The organism is Burkholderia sp. WSM2232, from assembly GCF_000472545.1.
Classification (GTDB): Bacteria; Pseudomonadota; Gammaproteobacteria; order Burkholderiales; family Burkholderiaceae; genus Paraburkholderia.
Map to the genome: position 1 here is coordinate 199,421 of NZ_AWZV01000006.1, position 18,082 is coordinate 217,502.

The 18,082-nt window shown below is 62.6% G+C and carries 17 protein-coding genes and 1 riboswitch; of the genes, 13 read left to right on the plus strand and 4 right to left on the minus strand.

What is annotated here, in order from left to right:
- Positions 1-41: 41 nt before the first annotated feature.
- A riboswitch (yybP-ykoY riboswitch) is annotated at positions 42-219 on the plus strand.
- Between the two features lie 92 nt (positions 220-311).
- From F757_RS0106190 to F757_RS0106250, 13 genes are all read left to right on the plus strand, one after another.
- On the plus strand, positions 312-1,322 hold the full coding sequence (locus F757_RS0106190; protein ID WP_027210652.1) for a sodium:calcium antiporter: 1,011 nt from the start codon (positions 312-314) through the stop codon (positions 1,320-1,322).
- Between the two features lie 309 nt (positions 1,323-1,631).
- Positions 1,632-2,294, plus strand: coding sequence for an acetyltransferase (locus tag F757_RS0106195; RefSeq protein WP_232221365.1), 663 nt, complete (start codon positions 1,632-1,634; stop codon positions 2,292-2,294).
- A gap of 13 nt (positions 2,295-2,307) precedes the next feature.
- A complete protein-coding gene (locus tag F757_RS0106200; RefSeq protein ID WP_013340892.1) occupies positions 2,308-2,547 on the plus strand; it encodes an acyl carrier protein in 240 nt (79 codons plus the stop codon).
- Positions 2,544-3,965, plus strand: coding sequence for an AMP-binding protein (locus F757_RS0106205; protein ID WP_027210654.1), 1,422 nt, complete (start codon positions 2,544-2,546; stop codon positions 3,963-3,965). The genes F757_RS0106200 and F757_RS0106205 overlap by 4 nt, the downstream gene beginning before the upstream one ends.
- Positions 3,944-5,026, plus strand: coding sequence for a LuxE/PaaK family acyltransferase (locus F757_RS0106210; protein WP_035466412.1), 1,083 nt, complete (start codon positions 3,944-3,946; stop codon positions 5,024-5,026). Before F757_RS0106205 ends, F757_RS0106210 begins: the two co-directional genes overlap by 22 nt.
- The gene (locus F757_RS0106215) at positions 5,007-6,224 is read left to right on the plus strand and encodes an acyl-CoA reductase (protein WP_027210656.1); all 1,218 of its coding nucleotides are present in this window, start codon (positions 5,007-5,009) and stop codon (positions 6,222-6,224) included. The genes F757_RS0106210 and F757_RS0106215 overlap by 20 nt, the downstream gene beginning before the upstream one ends.
- A 23-nt stretch (positions 6,225-6,247) precedes the next feature.
- Positions 6,248-6,721, plus strand: coding sequence for a 3-hydroxyacyl-ACP dehydratase FabZ (gene fabZ, locus F757_RS0106220; RefSeq protein ID WP_013340888.1), 474 nt, complete (start codon positions 6,248-6,250; stop codon positions 6,719-6,721).
- Positions 6,718-8,322 carry a GMC family oxidoreductase gene (locus F757_RS0106225; RefSeq protein ID WP_027210657.1) on the plus strand — a complete coding sequence of 535 codons (1,605 nt, stop codon included), beginning with the start codon at positions 6,718-6,720 and terminating at the stop codon, positions 8,320-8,322. Before fabZ ends, F757_RS0106225 begins: the two co-directional genes overlap by 4 nt.
- 2 nt (positions 8,323-8,324) lie before the next feature.
- The gene (locus F757_RS0106230; protein WP_035466416.1) at positions 8,325-8,741 is read left to right on the plus strand and encodes a hypothetical protein; all 417 of its coding nucleotides are present in this window, start codon (positions 8,325-8,327) and stop codon (positions 8,739-8,741) included.
- Positions 8,742-8,758: 17 nt separating this feature from the next.
- Positions 8,759-9,502 carry an SDR family NAD(P)-dependent oxidoreductase gene (locus F757_RS0106235; protein ID WP_027210659.1) on the plus strand — a complete coding sequence of 248 codons (744 nt, stop codon included), beginning with the start codon at positions 8,759-8,761 and terminating at the stop codon, positions 9,500-9,502.
- Between the two features lie 17 nt (positions 9,503-9,519).
- A complete protein-coding gene (locus F757_RS0106240; RefSeq protein ID WP_027210660.1) occupies positions 9,520-10,341 on the plus strand; it encodes a transketolase in 822 nt (273 codons plus the stop codon).
- A 17-nt stretch (positions 10,342-10,358) separates the two neighbouring features.
- A complete protein-coding gene (locus tag F757_RS0106245; RefSeq protein WP_013340883.1) occupies positions 10,359-11,339 on the plus strand; it encodes a transketolase family protein in 981 nt (326 codons plus the stop codon).
- A 79-nt stretch (positions 11,340-11,418) separates the two neighbouring features.
- Positions 11,419-12,147 (plus strand): acetyltransferase, encoded by a 729-nt coding sequence (locus F757_RS0106250; RefSeq protein WP_027210661.1) that lies wholly within the window; start codon positions 11,419-11,421, stop codon positions 12,145-12,147.
- 155 nt (positions 12,148-12,302) lie between these two features.
- Here F757_RS0106250 and F757_RS0106255 read toward each other — a convergent pair whose 3' ends face one another.
- The 4 genes from F757_RS0106255 to fliD form a co-directional block, all read right to left on the minus strand.
- Positions 12,303-13,448 (minus strand): DegT/DnrJ/EryC1/StrS family aminotransferase, encoded by a 1,146-nt coding sequence (locus F757_RS0106255; protein WP_027210662.1) that lies wholly within the window; start codon positions 13,446-13,448, stop codon positions 12,303-12,305.
- A 44-nt stretch (positions 13,449-13,492) separates the two neighbouring features.
- Positions 13,493-15,958, minus strand: coding sequence for a tetratricopeptide repeat protein (locus F757_RS0106260; protein ID WP_027210663.1), 2,466 nt, complete (start codon positions 15,956-15,958; stop codon positions 13,493-13,495).
- 227 nt (positions 15,959-16,185) lie between these two features.
- Positions 16,186-16,485, minus strand: a complete 300-nt coding sequence (fliT, locus tag F757_RS0106265) for a flagellar protein FliT (protein WP_027210664.1) — start codon at positions 16,483-16,485, stop codon at positions 16,186-16,188.
- A 16-nt stretch (positions 16,486-16,501) separates the two neighbouring features.
- Complete coding sequence (fliD, locus tag F757_RS0106270) at positions 16,502-18,028, minus strand: flagellar filament capping protein FliD (protein WP_027210665.1); 1,527 nt, start codon at positions 18,026-18,028, stop codon at positions 16,502-16,504.
- Positions 18,029-18,082: the final 54 nt, after the last annotated feature.

The window sequence follows — 18,082 nt, forward strand, 5'->3', positions numbered from 1 at the left end:
GTCCGCGCAAGCTTGTCGCCCGCGCGCACTACCGCTAGAATCCCCCGGTCACTGGGGAGTAGCCTTCCTTCACGCATCGCATGAAGGAGAGCGCGTCAACATACTTGGCCTGCGGGTCATGGCGCGTTCGACCGGTCGGTTTGGCGAGACCATTGGCGCACCGCTTCGTTCTGGTCGGACGGGTAGCGGTGCGTCATGGTTCGTCTTACGTCCGACCGCGGAGCCGTTGTGAAACCAATTCGTCCCCTCTCCAGATCTTCTCTGCGCCATCTGCCGCGCCGCGCCTTTTCCGTCGATGCACGGAGCCGCGCATGACCGGTCTCATCTTCGAACTGGCCGTCATGCTGGTCGTCATTCTCGTGGCGGCCGAGCTTTTCACCAATGCGCTGGAACACCTGGGCGAGCGCCTCAAAATATCAGAAGGCGTGACCGGCTCGCTGTTCGCCGCGGTCGGCACGGCGCTGCCGGAGACGCTGGTGCCGCTGATCGCGATTGTCGGCGGCTCGGCCGATCACGCCGTCAATGAGGAAATTGGCGTTGGCGCGATTCTCGGCGCGCCGCTGATGCTGTCCACACTGTCCACTTTTCTGATGACGCTCGCGGTGCTGCGCTCGCGCGGCCTGGCTGGGCGCGTCGTGCCGGAACGCTCGGGCTTCACGCGCGACCTCAACTTCTTCCTGTTCGCGTTCCTGCTGGCTGCGGCGGCCATGTATGTGCCGCACGAGCAGCGCATGGTGCGGGCGCTCTTCAGCGCCGCGCTTGTCGGCGTGTATATCGCGTATGTGGTGGCGACGTTTCGCGCGTCGAACGATCTGGTCGATGCGGGCCACGGCACGGAGGCGCCGGGCACCATGATGCTCGCCCGCCTTGGTGTGCCGACCAACCTCACCACTATCGCCGTCCAGTTGCTGCTCGCGGTGGGCTTGCTGGTGTGGGGCGCGGAGGGCTTTATCCACGGCGTGCGCGGCGTGTCCGCGGCCTTCGGGGTGTCGCCGCTGCTGTTGTCGCTGCTGATCATTCCAATTGCCACCGAGTTGCCCGAGAAGGTCAACAGCATCCTGTGGATCCGCCGCGGCAAGGACACGCTGGCGTTCGGCAACATCACCGGCGCCATGGTGTTTCAGGGCACCTTGCTGCCGGCCATCGGCATTCTGCTGACGCCGTGGACGCCGCGCATCGAGGTGCTGACCGGCATCGCCATCACGCTCATCGCGGCCGCCTGGCTGCGGCTCAACGCGCGTAAGCGCGGCGCGCGGGTGTGGGCGCTGCTGGTCTGCGGCGTGCTGTATGCGGCCTATCTGGCGATCACGCTGACGCGTTAGGGCGCGCCGCTTTCCCGGCCCGCCTTGCTCATGGCGCCGCTTCCCCGGCCCGCCTTGCTTAGGCGCGCCGCTTTCCCGCCCCGCCTTGCAATACCCCGATTTAAAGGCTTTTCCCGTGCTAACTCCCGGAATCGCCCGCGGGGGGCGGGCGGCATAATTTCGACCATGTTCCATTGGCCTCGGTGCCCGGTTGTCTGGACTGTGCGGCTCGCGGCATCCGCCGCCACCAGGGGCACAAGGGCCACACGGCCCACACACGGGCCGCACGGGCCGCGTGAGGCCGGCATTCATGTTCGAGTGATAGATATCGTGACTCTGAGACTTTTCGTGTACGGCTCCGGCGGCTTCGGTAAGGAAGTGATGGACGTTGCCCGCCGCCAGAACGCGGCGACCCGGCGCTGGGACCAGATCTGCTTTGTCGACGATATCCGCACCGAACGCACGTTCTACGGCGCCCAGGTATTGCGTTTTCACGACGCCGATGTCGCCGCGCATCTGGACGAAGCCGAGTTCGTGATTGCCGTCGGCGAACCGGCGGGCCGCGAAAAGCTTGGCAACAAGCTGCGTGAGGCCGGCGCCCGGCTTGGCCAGGTGCTCGACGTCAGCTCGCTGGTGGCCGACACCGCGTCGCTCGCCGAGGGGCTCGTCGTCACGCCGCTGTGCTCCATTTCGAGCGACGCCCGGCTCGGCCGCAACGCCTGCGTGAACACCATGTCGATTGTCGGCCACGACGTGCAGGTGGGCGAAAACACCGTCGTCTCGTCGATGGTCAACATCGGCGGTGCATGCGTGATCGGCGCGAACAGCTACCTCGGCATGGGCGCGCTGATCAAGGAAGGCGTGCGCATCGGCTCCAATTCCATCGTCGGCATGGGCTCGGTCGTGTACTCCGACATTCCCGACGACGTGATCGCCCTGGGCAACCCCGCGCGCGTTGCCCGTCCTAATACCGACCGCAAGGTCTTCAAGTGAGATTGGTAAATAAATGACGAACAGAGATAAATACGATCAGGTGTTCATGGATTGCTTCGCCGTTCCGCGCGACGCGCTCAACGAAGCGTTCGTCTATCAGTGCGTGCCGGCGTGGGATTCGGTCGGCCACATGGGCATGATTGCTGCGCTCGAAGACACCTTCGGCATCATGATGGAGACCGACGACATCATCGAATTCGGCTCGTACACCATCGGCGTGGACAAACTGAAAAAGTACGGCGTAGAGCTATGAAATCCGCGTTCGTTAGCCGGCAGCATCCTGAACGTGCAGCGCTCATTACGGAGAGCGGCGTTACGCTCACGTATGCCGAACTGCATCAGGCCGTTGACCGGCTGGCGGCCGTGTTGCCTGAACGGCAACTGCTTTTTCTCGTCGGCGGCAACGATCTGCCGACGATACTGTGCTATCTCGCGTCGCTCGCGCGCGGCACGGTGCCTCTCCTGCTGAGTAACGGGCTCGATCAGGCGCAACTGGATCGCCTGATCGCCACCTACGATCCGGCGTACGTGTTTGCTGCGAATGGCGGCGAACAAGGTCAAGCGCAAGCACACGGCACGCTGGTCCACGAACAAGGCGCGTACGGTTTGTATCGCCGGGCCGAGGCGCCGCGCGTCGAGCTTCACCCCGATCTCGCGTTGCTCATGACCACCTCCGGCTCGACCGGCTCGCCGAAGCTGGTCCGCTTGAGCGCGGCCAATCTGCGCGCGAATGCGGCGTCGATTGCCGAGTATCTGGGCATTGACGCAAACGAGCGCGCGATCACTTCGTTGCCGTTTAACTACTCGTACGGTCTGTCGGTCATCAACAGCCATCTGCTCGCGGGCGCCTCGCTCGTGCTGTCGGACCGCTCGCTGATGGACGCCGCGTTCTGGCGCCAGCTCAACGAGCATCAGGCCACGAGCTTTGCGGGCGTGCCGTATAGCTACGACATTCTTCTCAAGCTGCGCCTTGCGCGGATCAACATGCCGTCGGTGCGCACGCTCACCCAGGCGGGCGGCCGCATGGACCCCGCGAAGCTGCGCCAGGTCGGCGACATCTGCCGCGAAAAGGGCATCCGCTTCTTTTCGATGTATGGTCAAACGGAAGCGACCGCGCGCATCGCCTATCTGAAGCCGGAAGAAATCGGGCACAAGGCGGGCAGCATTGGTCGCGCAATTCCGGGCGGACGCCTATGGCTCGAGAGCGACGACGGCCGCACGATCACGCAGCCTGGCGAAGTGGGCGAACTCGTCTATGCGGGCGGCAATGTGTCGATGGGCTACGCGCAACAGGCGGCCGACCTCGCGCTGGGCGATTTGAACGGCGGCACGCTGCGCACGGGCGATCTGGCGCGCGTGGACGAAGAGGGTTGCTTCTTCATCGAAGGACGCCGTCATCGTTTTCTGAAGATTCTGGGCTTGCGCATCTCGCTCGACGCGGTCGAGCAGGTCGCCGCGGACAAAGGCTTCTCGTGTGCCGCAAAGGGCACGGACGAGCAACTCGTCATTCATGTCGTGGACAGCCCCGCGCTCGTCGCCGAGGACTTCAGGAACGTCATGGCGAAGTCGCTCGGTTTGCATCCGTCTGTTGTCGCCGTCAGCCGTCTACCGGAACTGCCGCGCCTACCCACAGGAAAGGTGGACTATCAATGTCTGACCCAATTGTCCTGAGCGACGTGCCGCAATGGCCGGTGTTCGCGCTCGCGAAGGCGGACAAGGAGCCCGCGCTGCTCGACGAACTGCAGCGCCTCTCGGGCCTGCATTACGACGGCTGCCCGCAATACCGCGCTATCGTCGACAAGCTCGGCGCGAAGCGTGAAGCCGCGGCGCTCGCCGATCTGCCGTTTCTGCCGGTGCGGCTCTTCAAGCATGAGCAGTTGCTGAGCGTGCCGAGGAGTGAGATCGTGAAGACCATGACCTCGTCGGGCACGAGCGGCCAGAGCGTGTCGCAGATTTTTCTCGACAAACAGACCGCGGCGCTTCAGGTGAAAGTACTCTCGCGCATCGTGGGCGACTTCATCGGACCGAAGCGCCTGCCGATGCTCGTGATCGACTGCCGCGCGACGGTGGCCGACCGCTATCGGTTTTCCGCGCGTACCGCTGGCATTCTCGGTTTTTCGATCTTCGGCCGCGACGTGGAATACGCGTTGAACGACGACATGTCGCTCAATCTCGAAGCCACGCGGCGCTTTCTCGACAAGCACCGGGACCAGCCGGTGCTGCTGTTCGGCTTCACCTTCATTGTGTGGCAGCATCTGGTTCAGGCGCTGGAGGCGAGCGGCGAAACGTTGCCGCTCGAGCGCGGCATTCTGATTCATGGCGGCGGCTGGAAGCAGTTGCAGTCGCAAGCGGTGAGCGCAGACGAATTCAAGCGCCGCCTGCGCAACGTCGCGGGCGTTGGCCGCGTTCACAACTACTACGGCATGGTCGAGCAGACCGGTTCGATTTTCGTCGAATGCGAGCACGGTCATCTGCATGCGTCGTCGTGGTCGGAGGTGATCGTTCGCGATCCGCTCGACTTCAGCGCGCTGCCGCCCGGCAAAGCGGGGCTCATTCAGTTGCTGTCGGTGATTCCGCACAGCTACCCAGGACATTCGCTGCTGAGCGAAGATCAAGGCGAGATTGTCGGCGTCGACGATTGCGCATGCGGCCGCCGCGGCACCTATTTCAAGGTGCATGGCCGGATTCAGAACGCCGAGACCAGAGGTTGCAGTGATACGTATTCCCGCTGACATACTCGCCAGGACCGAGATTCTGGCGGGCAACCGCGACGGCATCTCGAACGCGCCCGCGCCGGTATTCGACGCGGCACGCGTGGAGTTTCTCGCGGACCTGTCGCGCGCATTGCTCGCTCGCGCCGAGACGCGCTCGCTGCCCGACGTGGTCAGCTTTGCATACTGGTGCCGGCGCGCGAATCTCACTCAGTTGGCAGCAAAATTCAACGCTCGCAGCGAAGTGCGCATGGGGCTTGGCCTGTCGTTTCATGTCTGTCCTTCGAACGTGCCGGTCAATTTCGCGTTCTCGCTCGCGTTCGGGCTGTTGTCGGGCAATACCTGTGTGTTGCGCTTGCCTTCGCGTGCGTCGGCCACGGCCGAGGTACTCGTCGAAGCGATCGCCGAACTGATGAACGACGCGCGTCACGCCGCACTCGCCGATAGCATCCTCCTCACCCGCTTCGAGCGCGACGACGTGCTCAACCGCTTCTGGCTTTCGGTTGCCGATGCGCGGCTCGTGTGGGGCGGCGATAAGACGGTCGAGCACATGCGCTCGCTGCCCAACCGGCCGCGTTCGCGCGAAGTTGCCTTCTCGGATCGCTATTCGCTGTGCGTGATGGAACCGCAAGCAATCCTCTCGCTCGACGACGAAGCGTTGCGCGCGCTGTGCCATCAACTGTTCAACGATCTGTATCTGATGGACCAGGCCGCCTGCTCTTCGCCGCAACTGGTCGCATGGATCGGCGAGCAAAAGGACGTCGACGCCGCGAAAGAGCGCCTGTGGCCCGCGTTCGTCAGACACGTGGCACAGCGCTACACGCCGGAGCCGGTGAACGTGATGGACAAGTACGTGCAGGCGTGCCGTCATGCATTCGACAACGACCAGGTGGTCGCCATCCGTCAGCATGCCAATCTGCTGTATCGCGTCGAATTGTCGGCGCTTGCGGAGCATCAGGACGAATGCCGCGGCTACTTCGGCACCATTCACGAGGCCACGCTTGCCTCGCTCGACGAACTCGCGCCTATCGTCAACGAGCGCTACCAGACACTGACCTACTTCGGCGTCGACAAGACGCAGTTGCAGGATTTCGTCGTGTCGCGGCGGCTGCGCGGCATCGACCGCGTGGTGCCGATCGGACGCGCGCTGGATATGAATATCGTATGGGATGGCTACGACGTCGTCGCGACGCTCTCGCGCATCGTGGACATTCAATGACGCACCGGACACCAGAGGAACAGATGGACAAGTTCAGTCTCAACTGCATCGAGTTGCAGGACTATCAGCCGAATCGTTATCCCTTCCTGATGATCGACCACGTCGACGAAGTGATGCCCGGCAAGTACGCGCGCGGATACAAGAACCTCACGCTGAACGAATGGTATTTTCCGGTTCATTTTCCGGGCGGCCCCAACATGCCGGGCGCGCTGCAACTGGAAGCGCTCGCGCAGATGCTGACCGTTGCGATCACCACGCTGCCTGGTTTGAAGGGCAAGGTGACGCATGCGTTGCAACACACCGTGCGCTATCGCAAGGAAGTTCTGCCCGGCAAGAAGTTCGAGATCGACACCGAAGTGCTGTCGTGGAATCGCGGCATCTGCAAGGGACGCGGCGTGGCGAGAGTCGACGGTGAGATTGCGTGCGAAGCGGATATGCTGATCACGATTCCGGAAATTCTCGAGCAGTATCTGCCGAAGAAGAAGTCGCCGGTATGAAAGAAGTGGCGGACATTGTGATTATCGGCTCGGGAGCGAGCGGCGCAGCCGCGGCCTGGAGCCTGAGCCGCGATCGCTCGTTGCGCATTGTGTGCCTCGAGCAGGGCTCGGTCACGAAGCCGTCCGAGTACCCGTCGGCATCGGTGGACTGGGAATTGAGCCGCTCAGGCGCGTATAGCTCGAACCCGTCCGTGCGCCGCAACGCCGCCGACTATCCGATCGACGATTCTGCGTCGCCCATTTCCATCGCCAACTTCAATGGCTTTGGCGGCAGCACTATTCTGTACTCGGCGCACTTTCCGCGCTTTCATCCGTCGGACTTCCGTACCCGTTCGCTCGACGGCGTGGGCGACGACTGGCCGTTGAGCTATGAAGAACTCAAGCCGTTCTTCACCGAAAACGAACGGATGATGGGCGTGGCCGGACTCGTTGGCGATCCTGCGAATCCGGACTATGAGTCGCTGTTGCCGCCCATTCCTCTCGGCCCGATGGGACGAACCATGGCGGGCGCGTTCAACGAACTGGGCTGGCACTGGTGGCCGTCGTATAGCGCGATCAACACGCACCGGCATGGCAATCGCGGCGCATGCGTCAATCTCGGTCCGTGCAATACCGGCTGCACGCAAGGCGCAAAGGGCAGCGTGGATGTGACGTACTGGCCGGTTGCGCGGCAACAGGGCGTTGAGGTGAGGACGGAATGCCGCGTGCGTGAAATCACGCTCGATGCGCGCGGCAACGCAGACGGCGTGCTTTACATGGACGCGCAAGGCGTCGAGCAGCGGCTCGACGCGCGCGTGATCGTGGTTGCGTGCAGCGGTGTCGGCACGCCGCGGCTGCTGCTCAACTCGAAATCGAGCGCGTTTCCCGATGGTCTGCTCAACGATAATGGCCTCGTGGGCCGCAATCTGATGCTGCATCCGCTCGCGTATACAGAAGCGGTGTTCGACCACGACGTGCAGTCGAGCATCGGCCCGCATGGCTGTTGCATTCTCAGTCAGCAGTTCTATGAGACCGCAGCGGAACGCGACTTCGTGCGCGGCTACACGATGCAGGTGTTGCGCGGCGCACCGCCCGTTGAAACCGCGGTGTCGGGTTACTTCATGCGTCAGGTGCCGCTCGGCGCGGAGCATCACGCGAAGTTCAACCGGCTCTTCAACCGGACGGCAGGCATTGCGGTCATCACAGAAGATTTGCCCGAGCCGGAAAACCGCGTCGAACTCGACCCGGAGCATTGCGATTCGAGCGGGATGCCGGGTGTGAAGGTGTTCTACAAGCTCGGCGACAATACGAGCCGCATGCTCAAGCATGGCATTGAAATGAGCAAGCAGGTGTTCGCCGCCGCCGGCGCGAAAGTGACGGCTTCGTTTGCGCCGGTGAAGCACACCGGGTGGCATCTGATGGGCACGGCGCGCATGGGCGAGAATGCCGCCACTTCCGTGGTGAACAAGTACGGCCAGGCGCATGCGGTGAAGAACCTCTTCATTGTCGACAGCAGCATTTTCGTGACCGCTGGCGCAGTCAATCCGGTTGCGACAGCTCAGGCTTTGACGCTGATGGCCTGCGATCATCTGCAACGCAACCTCAACACACTTGTGGCATGAGCATGATCGAACTCGTTCTCGACACGATGCTTCCGGGCGACGCCGCACTCGGCATGCCGTGCGCTTCGACGCTGGATTTCGAGGGGTATCAGCTGCGCCATCGCGTGACGGACCAGGTAGACGCATTTCTGCGCATGCTGGCGAACGTCGCGCATGAAAAGTTCGGCCAGCCGTTCGACACCCTCGACGCAGCCCAGCGGCTTGCTGCAATCAACGCTTGCAAGCTGGTCGACGTGCGACTTTTCTCGGCTTTCGTCACGCATGTCATGCGCGCCTATTACACCGAGCGCCGCGTGCTGGGCCAATTGTCCGCCGGCGCGGTGCCGCCGTTTCCCGCAGGCAACCAGATTGCCCCCGACGACTGGGACTTGCTCGAACCCGTCTATCTGCGCGGCCAGATCTGGCGCGCTACCGAATGAACAGGCAGGAATTTTCGATGTTGCTAAGAGACAAGCTCGCGGTCATTACCGGCGCCAATCGGGGCATCGGCCGCGCGATCACCGAAACCTTCGCGGCCCACGGCGCGAACCTGATCGCCTGCATGCGCGAGGTCAACGACGAGAAGCAGCAATGGCTCACGTCGCTCGCAAAACAGCATGGCGTGACGGCGCACGCGGTGAGCCTGGACCTCGCGGATGAAGCCTCGGTGAAGGCCGCGGTCCGCCAGATCGCGAGCCTCGCGCCGCGCATCGACGTGTTGGTGAACAACGCGGGCGTGGCAAGCGGCGCGATCTTCCAGATGACGTCGATGACGGAATTGCGTCGCCTTTTCGAAATCAACTTCTTCAGCCAGATTCTGCTCACACAGGGGCTCGCACGCGCGATGGTTCGCCACAAGGCCGGTTCCATCATCAATATCGCGTCCACCGCTGCGATGGTCGCCGATCCGGGCACGCTCGCCTACGGCTCGAGCAAGGCCGCATTCGCGCGTGCCACCGAAAGCATGGCGACCGAGCTCGGCGCCTCGGGCATTCGCGTGAACGCGATTGCACCAGGCGTGACACGCACCGACATGTACGACCAGATGACCGAAGCCGCGCGTGACAAGCTGATCGCTTCTTCTGCGATGAAGCGCGCGGTCGAACCCCAGGACGTTGCCAACATGGCGCTTTTCCTCGCCTCCGATCTGTCCACCGTCGTGACCGGACAGATCATGCGCGTGGACGGCGGCATGGTTTGAATTCAGGACCCGACACGATGAACTACTCCGACATCGAGCGCATGGCTTTGCTGATGCGCCAGAAAATTCTCGAGGTGAGCCACCACTGCAATCTGAGCGCGCATCTTGGCGGCGGGTTGTCGATGGTGGAAATCATGGCCACGCTGTATGCGCGGCAGTTGCGCTACGACCGCGGCAATCCGCGCTGGCCTGAACGGGACCGCTTCATTCTGAGCAAGGGCCACGGCGTGCTGGGTTATTTCTCGGCGCTGCGCGCGGCAGACATCATCGACGATGAAGTCTTCAACACGTTTCAGACCAACGACAGTCACCTGATTGCTCATCCGGTCATGAACATGGACCTTGGCATCGAATCGTCGAACGGCAGCCTCGGGCAGGGCCTTTCAATGGCGATCGGCATCGCGCTCGCGGCGAAGAAAAAGCAGAAGGCGTTCAACACGTACGTGCTGCTTGGCGACGGCGAATGCAATGAAGGCTCGGTGTGGGAAGCGATCATGTCCGCCGCGCAATTGCGCCTCGACAACCTGGTCGCAATGATCGACTACAACAAGCTGCAAAGCGACGGCGAAGCGAATCAGATCGTCGACCTCGGCGACCTGGCGGAGAAGTTCCGCAGCTTCCGCTGGGACGTGCATGAAGTGGACGGCCACGACATCGCGCAACTGGTCGCCGCGTTCGAGGCGCCCAAGGTTGACGGCCGGCCCCGTGTGCTCGTCGCGCACACGGTGAAGGGCAAGGGCATCTCCTTCATGGAAAACAACAACGAATGGCACCATAACCGGCTGACGAAGACGAATTACGACCTCGCGCTCGCCGAGTTGAGCGTCATGGCGGACTGAACGGAGACGCGATCAAAATGCTGGAAATCAATGCAAGCAATGCACGTCAATGGTCGCGGCTCGGCTCGCGCGGCGTGTTCGGTCTCGCGGCTTTGTCGATTGGCGAAACGCACGACGATCTGATGCTGATGTCCGCGGACCTCGGCAATTCGTCGGGTCTGGACCGCTTCAAGAAGGCCTATCCGGAGAAGTTCCTGAACATCGGCATTGCGGAGCAGAACCTGGTGGGCGTGGCCGCCGGCCTCGCGAAGGAAGGCTACAACGTGTTTGCCACGTCGTTCGCGCCGTTCATTTCGATGCGCGCGGCCGAGCAGATCCGCATGAATCTCGGCTATATGGAGATGAACGTGAAGGCCGTGGCGATCGGCAGCGGCGTGTCGATGGCGTTTCTCGGCAACTCGCACTACGGCATTGAAGACGCCGCCGTGATGCGCTCGATTCCGAACATGACGGTGGTGTGTCCCGCCGATTGCGCCGAGATCATCAAGACGGTGCAGGCGGCTGCGGAGTTCAAGGGGCCCATGTACATCCGCCTGACGGGCGCGGTGAACAATCCGCCCGTCTATACCGAAGACTACGACTTTCAGATTGGCCGCGCGATCACGCTGCGCGAGGGCTCGGACGTGACGATCATCGCGAACGGCACCATGGTGCATGAATCGCTCGAAGCGGCGAAGCTCCTGGAAGCACAGGGCATGTCGGTCGGCGTGATCAACATGCATACGCTGAAGCCGCTCGACACCCAGGCTATCGACGCCGCGATGGCGACATCGAAAATGCTCGTCACGGTGGAGGAGCATTCGGTGATCGGCGGCCTCGGCAGTGCGGTTGCGGAATACAAGGCAGCGAAACGATCGGCGCCGCCGCAACTGATTCTCGGCTTGCCCGACCGTTTCGAAAAGGCCGGCGAGTATCGCTACATGCTCGAGAAAACCGGCCTTGTCGGCGCGAAGATAGCGCAGCGGATTGCTGAATTCGCGGCGGCCGGCGACGCCTGAGCATGACCCGACCCGGCTAAGGCCGGGTTTTTTGCATTGATACCCTAGCAGTTCAATCAGACGGAAACACCAGAACACCATGAACGTTGTGACTTCGGACGACAGCATTGGCATTCTGCCCAATCACCCTCTCTCGAAGCATTTCGTCGTAATCGGCTATCGGGACGGCGCTTTCTCGACGATCCCGCGCAACTGCTTTCGCAACTGGCTCGACGAGGAAGCGACGGTAGGCTCGTTCCATATCGGCCGATGCTCGGGCCTCGGCGTCGGCTCGATCGTCAAATTCGACGGCGACGCGCAGAAGCTTGTGATTGGCAAGAACGTGGCCGGCGGACTTCGGCTCAAGTTTCTGCTGAACGGTCAGCACGAGACCAGAAGCATTTCTGTGACCATGTTCTCGATTTACGGCAACGGGCTCGACAACTGCGTGATGCCGCAATACGGCGACACGGTAATCCACAACGATGTGTGGATCGGCGACGAGGCGATGTTTCTGGGCGGCAGCGTGATTGAAAGCGGATGTGTGATCGGCGCGCGCACCGTGGTGCCGCCGAACTTCCGCAGCGAGCCGTACGGTATTTACGTGGGCTCCCCTGCTCGGCTAGTGCGTTTCCGCTTTACTGAGAAGGTGCGTGAGCGCCTGCTGGAACTCGCGTGGTGGGACATGCCGCTCGACTGGATCAAGGCCAACAACGGCGCATTCCTCGCGGATCTCACGAAGGACGAAGGCCGGGCGCTCGAAATGCTTGCCGAGCTTCAGCTCGCGAAAAACAACGCGCTGCAGAAAACGCGCACGGCCGCTGTGTAAGGCTAGCGGCCGTTTTCCGGTTGATCGCAGGTTGATCGCAGGTTGATCGCAGGTTTATCGTAGGTTATCGCGCAAGCAGCGAAGTGAGCGCTGCGTCGCAGTCGAGCCGGTCCGGCGCGCGCCGGCTCGTATCGCCGTGCGCGCGCCAGGCTTCGTCAGCAGGACGTGATGATGTCGAGAATCCGGTCCATCTGCGCGTCGGTGAGATTCGGGAAAATCGGCAGGCACAGCACGCGTTGCGCGGCGTCCGAGGCAATCGGCAGATTCGCGCGGTGCGCAGTCGGCAGGCCGCGGTACATCGGGAAGTCTGAAATCAGCGGATAGAAATAGCGCCGCACGATTACGTTGTTTTCGCGGAACCGCTCATACAGCGCGTCGCGGCTAAGCGGGTAATCGTCGCCGACGAGCACTGGAAAGTACGCGTGATTCGAGACGTTGTCCTCGCACGCGGGCAGGCAGTGAATGCCCTTCACGTCGGCGAGCAGCGAGCAATAGCGCGCGGAAATTTCGCGGCGGCGCGCGAGCGCTTCGTCGATATGTTCCAGTTGCAGCAGGCCGAACGCCGCGTTGATCTCGCTCATCTTGCCGTTGATGCCAGGCGCCACCACCGTGGTTTCGTCGACGATGCCGAAGTTCTTCAGGTGATCGACGCGTTGCTTGGTTTTCGCGTCCGGGCAGATGATCGCGCCGCCTTCGAACGTGTTGAACACTTTCGTGGCGTGGAAGCTCAGCACCGAGAGATCGCCGTGGCGCAGCACGCTCTTGCCGCCCGTCTTCACGGCAAACGCATGCGCGGCGTCGTAGATCACTTTCAGGTTGTAGTTGTCGGCGATCTTCTGGATCGCGTCGATGTCGCACGGATAACCGTAGCAATGCACCGGCAGGATCGCGGTGGTCTGCGGCGTGATCGCCGCTTCGATTTTCGCGGGGTCCATGTTGAGCGTGACCGGATCGACGTCGACGAACACCGGCTTGATGCCGTTCCACAACAGCGAGTGCCCGGTCGCGACAAACGAGTACGGCGTCGTGATCACTTCGCCTGTAATGCGCAGGGCCTGCAATGCGGTGACGAGCGCCAGCGTGCCGTTGGACAGCAGCGCGAGGTGATCGACGCCGAGGTATTCCTCGAGCGCCTTTTCGAGGCGCTGGTGGAACGGCCCGCCGTTGGTCAGGATCTTACGGTCCCAGATTTCCCGCAGATACGGGATGAAGTCGTCAAGCGGCGGCAGGTGCGGCTGCGTAACGTAGATCGTTTCCTGAGTCAGCGCCGAGAGCGCTTGCGCCGGTAGGCTCGCATTCATAATCGTGTCTTCGCTTTATTGAGGACAATGCCCGCACGAGTTGGTCAGGCCGCTGTTTTGACTTCGGGCCTGGCTTCAGCTTCGGCGGTGGCCTTTGCTGCAGGCTTTGCTTCGGGCGCGGGCGGCGGGCACCAGTCCGCGGGCAGGGTCGCTTCGAATGGAGTCGGCGTTTCGTCCGCGCACCAGCGCTGCCACATCGTGCGCAGCGCAATCGACAGGCCGCCCGCCACTTTCTCCGGATGGAACGGCACGGAGCCCAGACACCGTTCGCGCATGCCGATGCGCAGCGCGCTCAGTGCATCGAGATCGCGCGTGAGCTCGATACTCTTTTTCACGAACTCGTCCTTGTCGCGGGCGACGAACTCATGCAGGCCGACCTGTTCCAGCCAGCCGGCGCCGCAGCGGCTCGGCATGGAAATGCCGGGCATCGTTATTGTCGGCACGCCCATCCACAGCGCGTTGAGGGTCGTCGTTGACCCGACGTATGGGAACGTATCGAGGCACAGGTCCACGTGATGATGCTGTTGCATGTAGACCGGCAAGGTCGTGCGCGGGCAGAACGTGAGACGCGACGTGTCGATACCCTCGTTTCTGAACCACTCGAGATACGTCTCTTCGTCGAGCTTGCTGCCGATGGCGCCGATCACCATTCGCGAGGTCGGCTGCGCACGCAAAATCGTGCTCCACAGCGCGATCACTTCGGGGCTCAGCTTGTTCAGCCGGTTAAAGCTGCCATACGTGATGTAGCCCTTGTGCAAGGCGGGCAGACCGTTGACCGGCGGGCAATTCGGCGGCGGCATGTAGGCTGTCGACGAGGGCAGCAGGGCCAGCTTTTCGGTGAACTGCTCCGTGAACTCGTCGATAGGCGCGACGAAGCGGTCGGCGATGTAGTAGTCGAAGGCCGCCATGCCGGTGGTGCCCGGATAACCGATCCACGATGCCTGCACCGGCGCGGGCTTTTGAGCCAGCGCGACGATTCGCGTATGCGCGGTGTGTCCGGACAGATCGACCACGATGTCGATGTTGTCGTCGCGGATTTTCTTCACCAGCGCCGCGTCGCTCATGTCGGCGACCGCGTTCCACACGTGCGCGCACTCGCGCAATTGCGCGGTCATGTGATCCTGCAGGCCGAACGTGTAATAGAAATGCAGCGTCAGGTTCGGATCGCGGTACAGATGCTGCACGATCGGCAGGAAGTAGTACGCCACCGCGTGATTGCAGAAGTCGCCGGAAACAAAGCCGATGCGCAGCTTGCGATCCGGATTGCGCTTGTTCGGGTAGCGGCGGTTGCTTGCCGCGGGCACGTCGTGAATCTCGCCGAACACGCAGTGCTCCTTGAAGAGCGCTGCTTTGTCGATCGTGCTGTTGTGCGTCAGGCAGAACAGCAGGTTGCTGCGCGCGTTGCTGTTGGTCGGTTCGAGTTCCAGCGAGAGGCGCAACGCTTTTTCCGCCAGATCCATTGCGCCGATGCCGAGATACAGTGTGCCGAGCGAGCTATGCACGGCGGCCGAGCGCGGCGCCAGGTCGGCTGCGCGCTGGCACGATGCAATGGCTTCTGCTCGCTTGCCGAGCGCGATCAGCGTGACGCCGAGAATACGGTGCGCCTCCGCATGCTCGGGCACGATGGCGAGCAGCTCGCGCGCCTGGGTTTCGGCTTCGGCCAACGCGCCGGTGTGGCGCAGCGTGTCCGAGAGCAGCAGGCGGCAGATCACGTCGTTCGAATCGAGCTCGATCGCCTTGCGCGCGGCCGGAATCACCTCGCGGAACTGGCTGTTCTTGTGCAACGAAATGGAGAGCGCGCGCCAGCATTCGCTGTCTTTCGGATAGCGGGCAACCAGCTTGCGCGCCACCGCGACCGCCTCCGCGAGCTGGCCCTTGTGCACCAGCATGTTGTGCTTGTGCAGCTCGCCTTTGTCGGCCTGACGGTGCTTGGTTGTCTTCAGCGGCACGGGTGCCGCTTGCTGCGGCTGCTGCGGCGCGTCGGCTGTCTGTGCCGCGGCCTCCGGTTGGGGCGCGTCGTCCGTCGTTTCGCTGACGATCAGCTTGATATTGCCCGGCGTCGTCGGGCTCGCGTTCTGCGTGGTCTCGAGTTTGCGGTCCGGATAGGCGAGCTGCGTGATCAGGCCGTTGAGCGCGGGACCGTTGACGCCCTGTTGCTGCGCCATTTCGACCGCCAGCCAGCCGGCTGCCACCTGCTCGCTCTGGAACAGCGCGTTGATATACGCGACCCAGTATTGACCGTTCTGCGGCCGGATGCCGAGCGCGACTTCGAAGTGCGGCACGGCCTCGGCGGGGAGGTCCGTCTGGACCTTGATCACGCCGAGGTTGTAGTTCGCATCCGGATGCTCCGGCACCGCCTCGATGACGGCTTCGAAGAGCGCGCGCGCGTCGTCGATTTCACCCTGGTGATATTGCTCGATGGCGCTCTGCATGACGAGAGCGATGTCCTGAGCGCGCTGCTGTTCAGGGGAAAGAGGCTGGGAAGCCGAGAAGTCGAATTGGATGGACATGATGCTCGCACGAGGAAGCTGTACGTTGGATTATCAAGTCGGAATTCGCGGCCTGAAGGGTGGAAGTGACGCCAAAATGACCACCAATTCACCTGATTACGCAGACAGCCGGGCGGCACAAAAAGAAGCGCCCGCGCGAGGCGGGCGAGAGTGAAACGAGCGCACCCTCGTTCGAGTGCGCAGTTGTTGTTGGTTAGACTGCTACGGCGTGCGCGCCGCTCACCGGCTCACAGTTGCGCGGCCTTCTGATACTGGTTGGCGGCGCTTACGCGGCGCATCGCGGCGGTGTATTCGGCCTCCAGTTCCACTTGCGTGGTTTGCGCGTCGGCGAAAATCGCGGCGTTGCGCGCGATGATCGAGCGGATTGCATCGGCTGAGGCCTGCACGTCCTGAGCGCCGAGCGACATGATGAGCGGCGAACGGATCTCTGCAAGCCGCGCGGCTTCGGGCCAGTCGGCCAGCGCGGCCGCGTGCTCGATTTCGTCGGTCAGCGCGAGCACTTTCTCGATCAGGGCAGATTGCTCCATGCGATTCTCCGTGTCCTTACTTGTTGGTCGCGAGCGCGCCGGCGCTGTTCGTGCCGCCAAAGAGCTGCGTCAGGTAAGCCGAGTTGTTCGACGTCGTGGCCATCAACGTGTTGAGCGCCGTGAACTGCGCGGAGTACTGGCTCGTCAACTGCGCAATGTAATCGTTCAGGCTCGTCTGCTGTGTCGTGATGCTCTTCAGGTCGGCGTTCAGCGCGCTGGTTCGCGCGTCGATCATGCCGCCCGTCTGCGTGAAATTGGTGATGCTGTCACTAAGCTTCTTGCCGATGCCGTTCGTCGAATTGAACAATGACGAGACGGTTGCCGGGTCGGTGGTCAGTGCCTTGTTGAGCGCCGTGCTGTCCACCTGCAACGTGCCGTCGGCCTGCAAGGAGATGCCGATGGAGCCGAGGCTCGCCGTCGTGCTGCCGCTCTTCGTGCCGCCCGCGATGATGGAGGCGAGCGAATTCTTGATCGTGTTGAGCGTGGAATCGCCGAGCAGCGGCCCTTGCGTCGTCGCGCCCGAGGTGTACTTGGAAAGCGTGCCCATTGTGGTCACGACCGTGTTGTACAGCGAAACGAAGTTGTTGATCGTGTTCGCCTGAGTCGTCGTGTCCGTTGCGACGGTCAGCGTTTGCGTGGAGGCCGGAGTGGTTACCGCCGCCGATGTCAGGTTCAATGTGACACCGGCGATCGCGCTGGTCACGGCATTGGTCGAACTGGTTGCCGCGATGCCGTTGACCGTGAATGCCGCGTCCTGCGCCACCGTGCTCTGCGTCCATGCGCTGCTGCTGTTCGCCGATGCAATTGTCGACTGGCCGCCCGTGGTGCTCGCCGTGGACGTCACGCCGAGGTTCGACAGGCCGTTGTCGCCGCTCAGATTGCTGACCGCGACGCTGATGGTGCTGGCCGCGCCGGTCGCCGAAGAGGCGAGCACGAGGTGCGCGCCGTCGGTGCCGTTGACGACCGTTGCGGTAACGCCCGGATTGCCGGTCGCGCCGTTGATCGCGGCGGCAATGCCGGCGAGCGTGTTGTTGCTGCTGCTGATCGATACGTTGAACGACTTGCTGCCGAGCGAAATACCCAACGTCCCGGAGCCGAGCGCCTGGCTCGCGGTGAAACTCGAAGAAGTAAGCGCCTGCGCCGTCGCAACCTGCGAGACCGAGACGCTGTAGCTGCCTGCAACGGCGCCTGCGGCGGCCGTCGCGGTAATGCCGGTGCCACCGGTCAGGGTGGCCGTGAACGTGGACTGCAGCCCGCCGTTCGACAATGAGGTAAGGCCCGTTTCCAGCGCGCCAAGCGCGGCCGAAAGCGTGCCGAATGCTGAAATCTGGGTGTTGTCGCCGCTTTGCTTGGCTGCCAGTGCGGCAACCTGACCAGCGGTTTTCGAATTCACGAGAGCCGTGACGAGCGAGTTGACATCGAGCGAAGTGTTGCCGGTCGCGCCGCTGATGACCGATTGCATGGCCTGCTGCAGTGCTGCGTTGTCGGCTGCAATCGTTGCCGATGCTGCGCTCGCCGCCGATGAACTCGTAATCGTTGACATGGAAATGCTCCGTGCGTCCGTTTTAATGCGTGATTGGCGTGACAGAAATGCAGG

Bases quoted from the DNA above. Each gene is read 5' to 3' on its own strand.
- F757_RS0106255 (WP_027210662.1), bottom strand. From the start codon at position 13,448: ATGAATGCGAGCCTACCGGCGCAAGCGCTCTCGGCGCTGACTCAGGAA.
- fabZ (WP_013340888.1), top strand. From the start codon at position 6,248: ATGGACAAGTTCAGTCTCAACTGCATCGAGTTGCAGGACTATCAGCCG.
- F757_RS0106235 (WP_027210659.1), top strand. From the start codon at position 8,759: ATGTTGCTAAGAGACAAGCTCGCGGTCATTACCGGCGCCAATCGGGGC.
- F757_RS0106205 (WP_027210654.1), top strand. From the start codon at position 2,544: ATGAAATCCGCGTTCGTTAGCCGGCAGCATCCTGAACGTGCAGCGCTC.
- F757_RS0106245 (WP_013340883.1), top strand. From the start codon at position 10,359: ATGCTGGAAATCAATGCAAGCAATGCACGTCAATGGTCGCGGCTCGGC.
- fliD (WP_027210665.1), bottom strand. From the start codon at position 18,028: ATGTCAACGATTACGAGTTCATCGGCGGCGAGCGCAGCATCGGCAACG.
- F757_RS0106225 (WP_027210657.1), top strand. From the start codon at position 6,718: ATGAAAGAAGTGGCGGACATTGTGATTATCGGCTCGGGAGCGAGCGGC.
- F757_RS0106190 (WP_027210652.1), top strand. From the start codon at position 312: ATGACCGGTCTCATCTTCGAACTGGCCGTCATGCTGGTCGTCATTCTC.
- F757_RS0106260 (WP_027210663.1), bottom strand. From the start codon at position 15,958: ATGTCCATCCAATTCGACTTCTCGGCTTCCCAGCCTCTTTCCCCTGAA.
- F757_RS0106210 (WP_035466412.1), top strand. From the start codon at position 3,944: ATGTCTGACCCAATTGTCCTGAGCGACGTGCCGCAATGGCCGGTGTTC.
- F757_RS0106240 (WP_027210660.1), top strand. From the start codon at position 9,520: ATGAACTACTCCGACATCGAGCGCATGGCTTTGCTGATGCGCCAGAAA.
- F757_RS0106200 (WP_013340892.1), top strand. From the start codon at position 2,308: ATGACGAACAGAGATAAATACGATCAGGTGTTCATGGATTGCTTCGCC.
- fliT (WP_027210664.1), bottom strand. From the start codon at position 16,485: ATGGAGCAATCTGCCCTGATCGAGAAAGTGCTCGCGCTGACCGACGAA.
- F757_RS0106230 (WP_035466416.1), top strand. From the start codon at position 8,325: ATGATCGAACTCGTTCTCGACACGATGCTTCCGGGCGACGCCGCACTC.
- F757_RS0106250 (WP_027210661.1), top strand. From the start codon at position 11,419: ATGAACGTTGTGACTTCGGACGACAGCATTGGCATTCTGCCCAATCAC.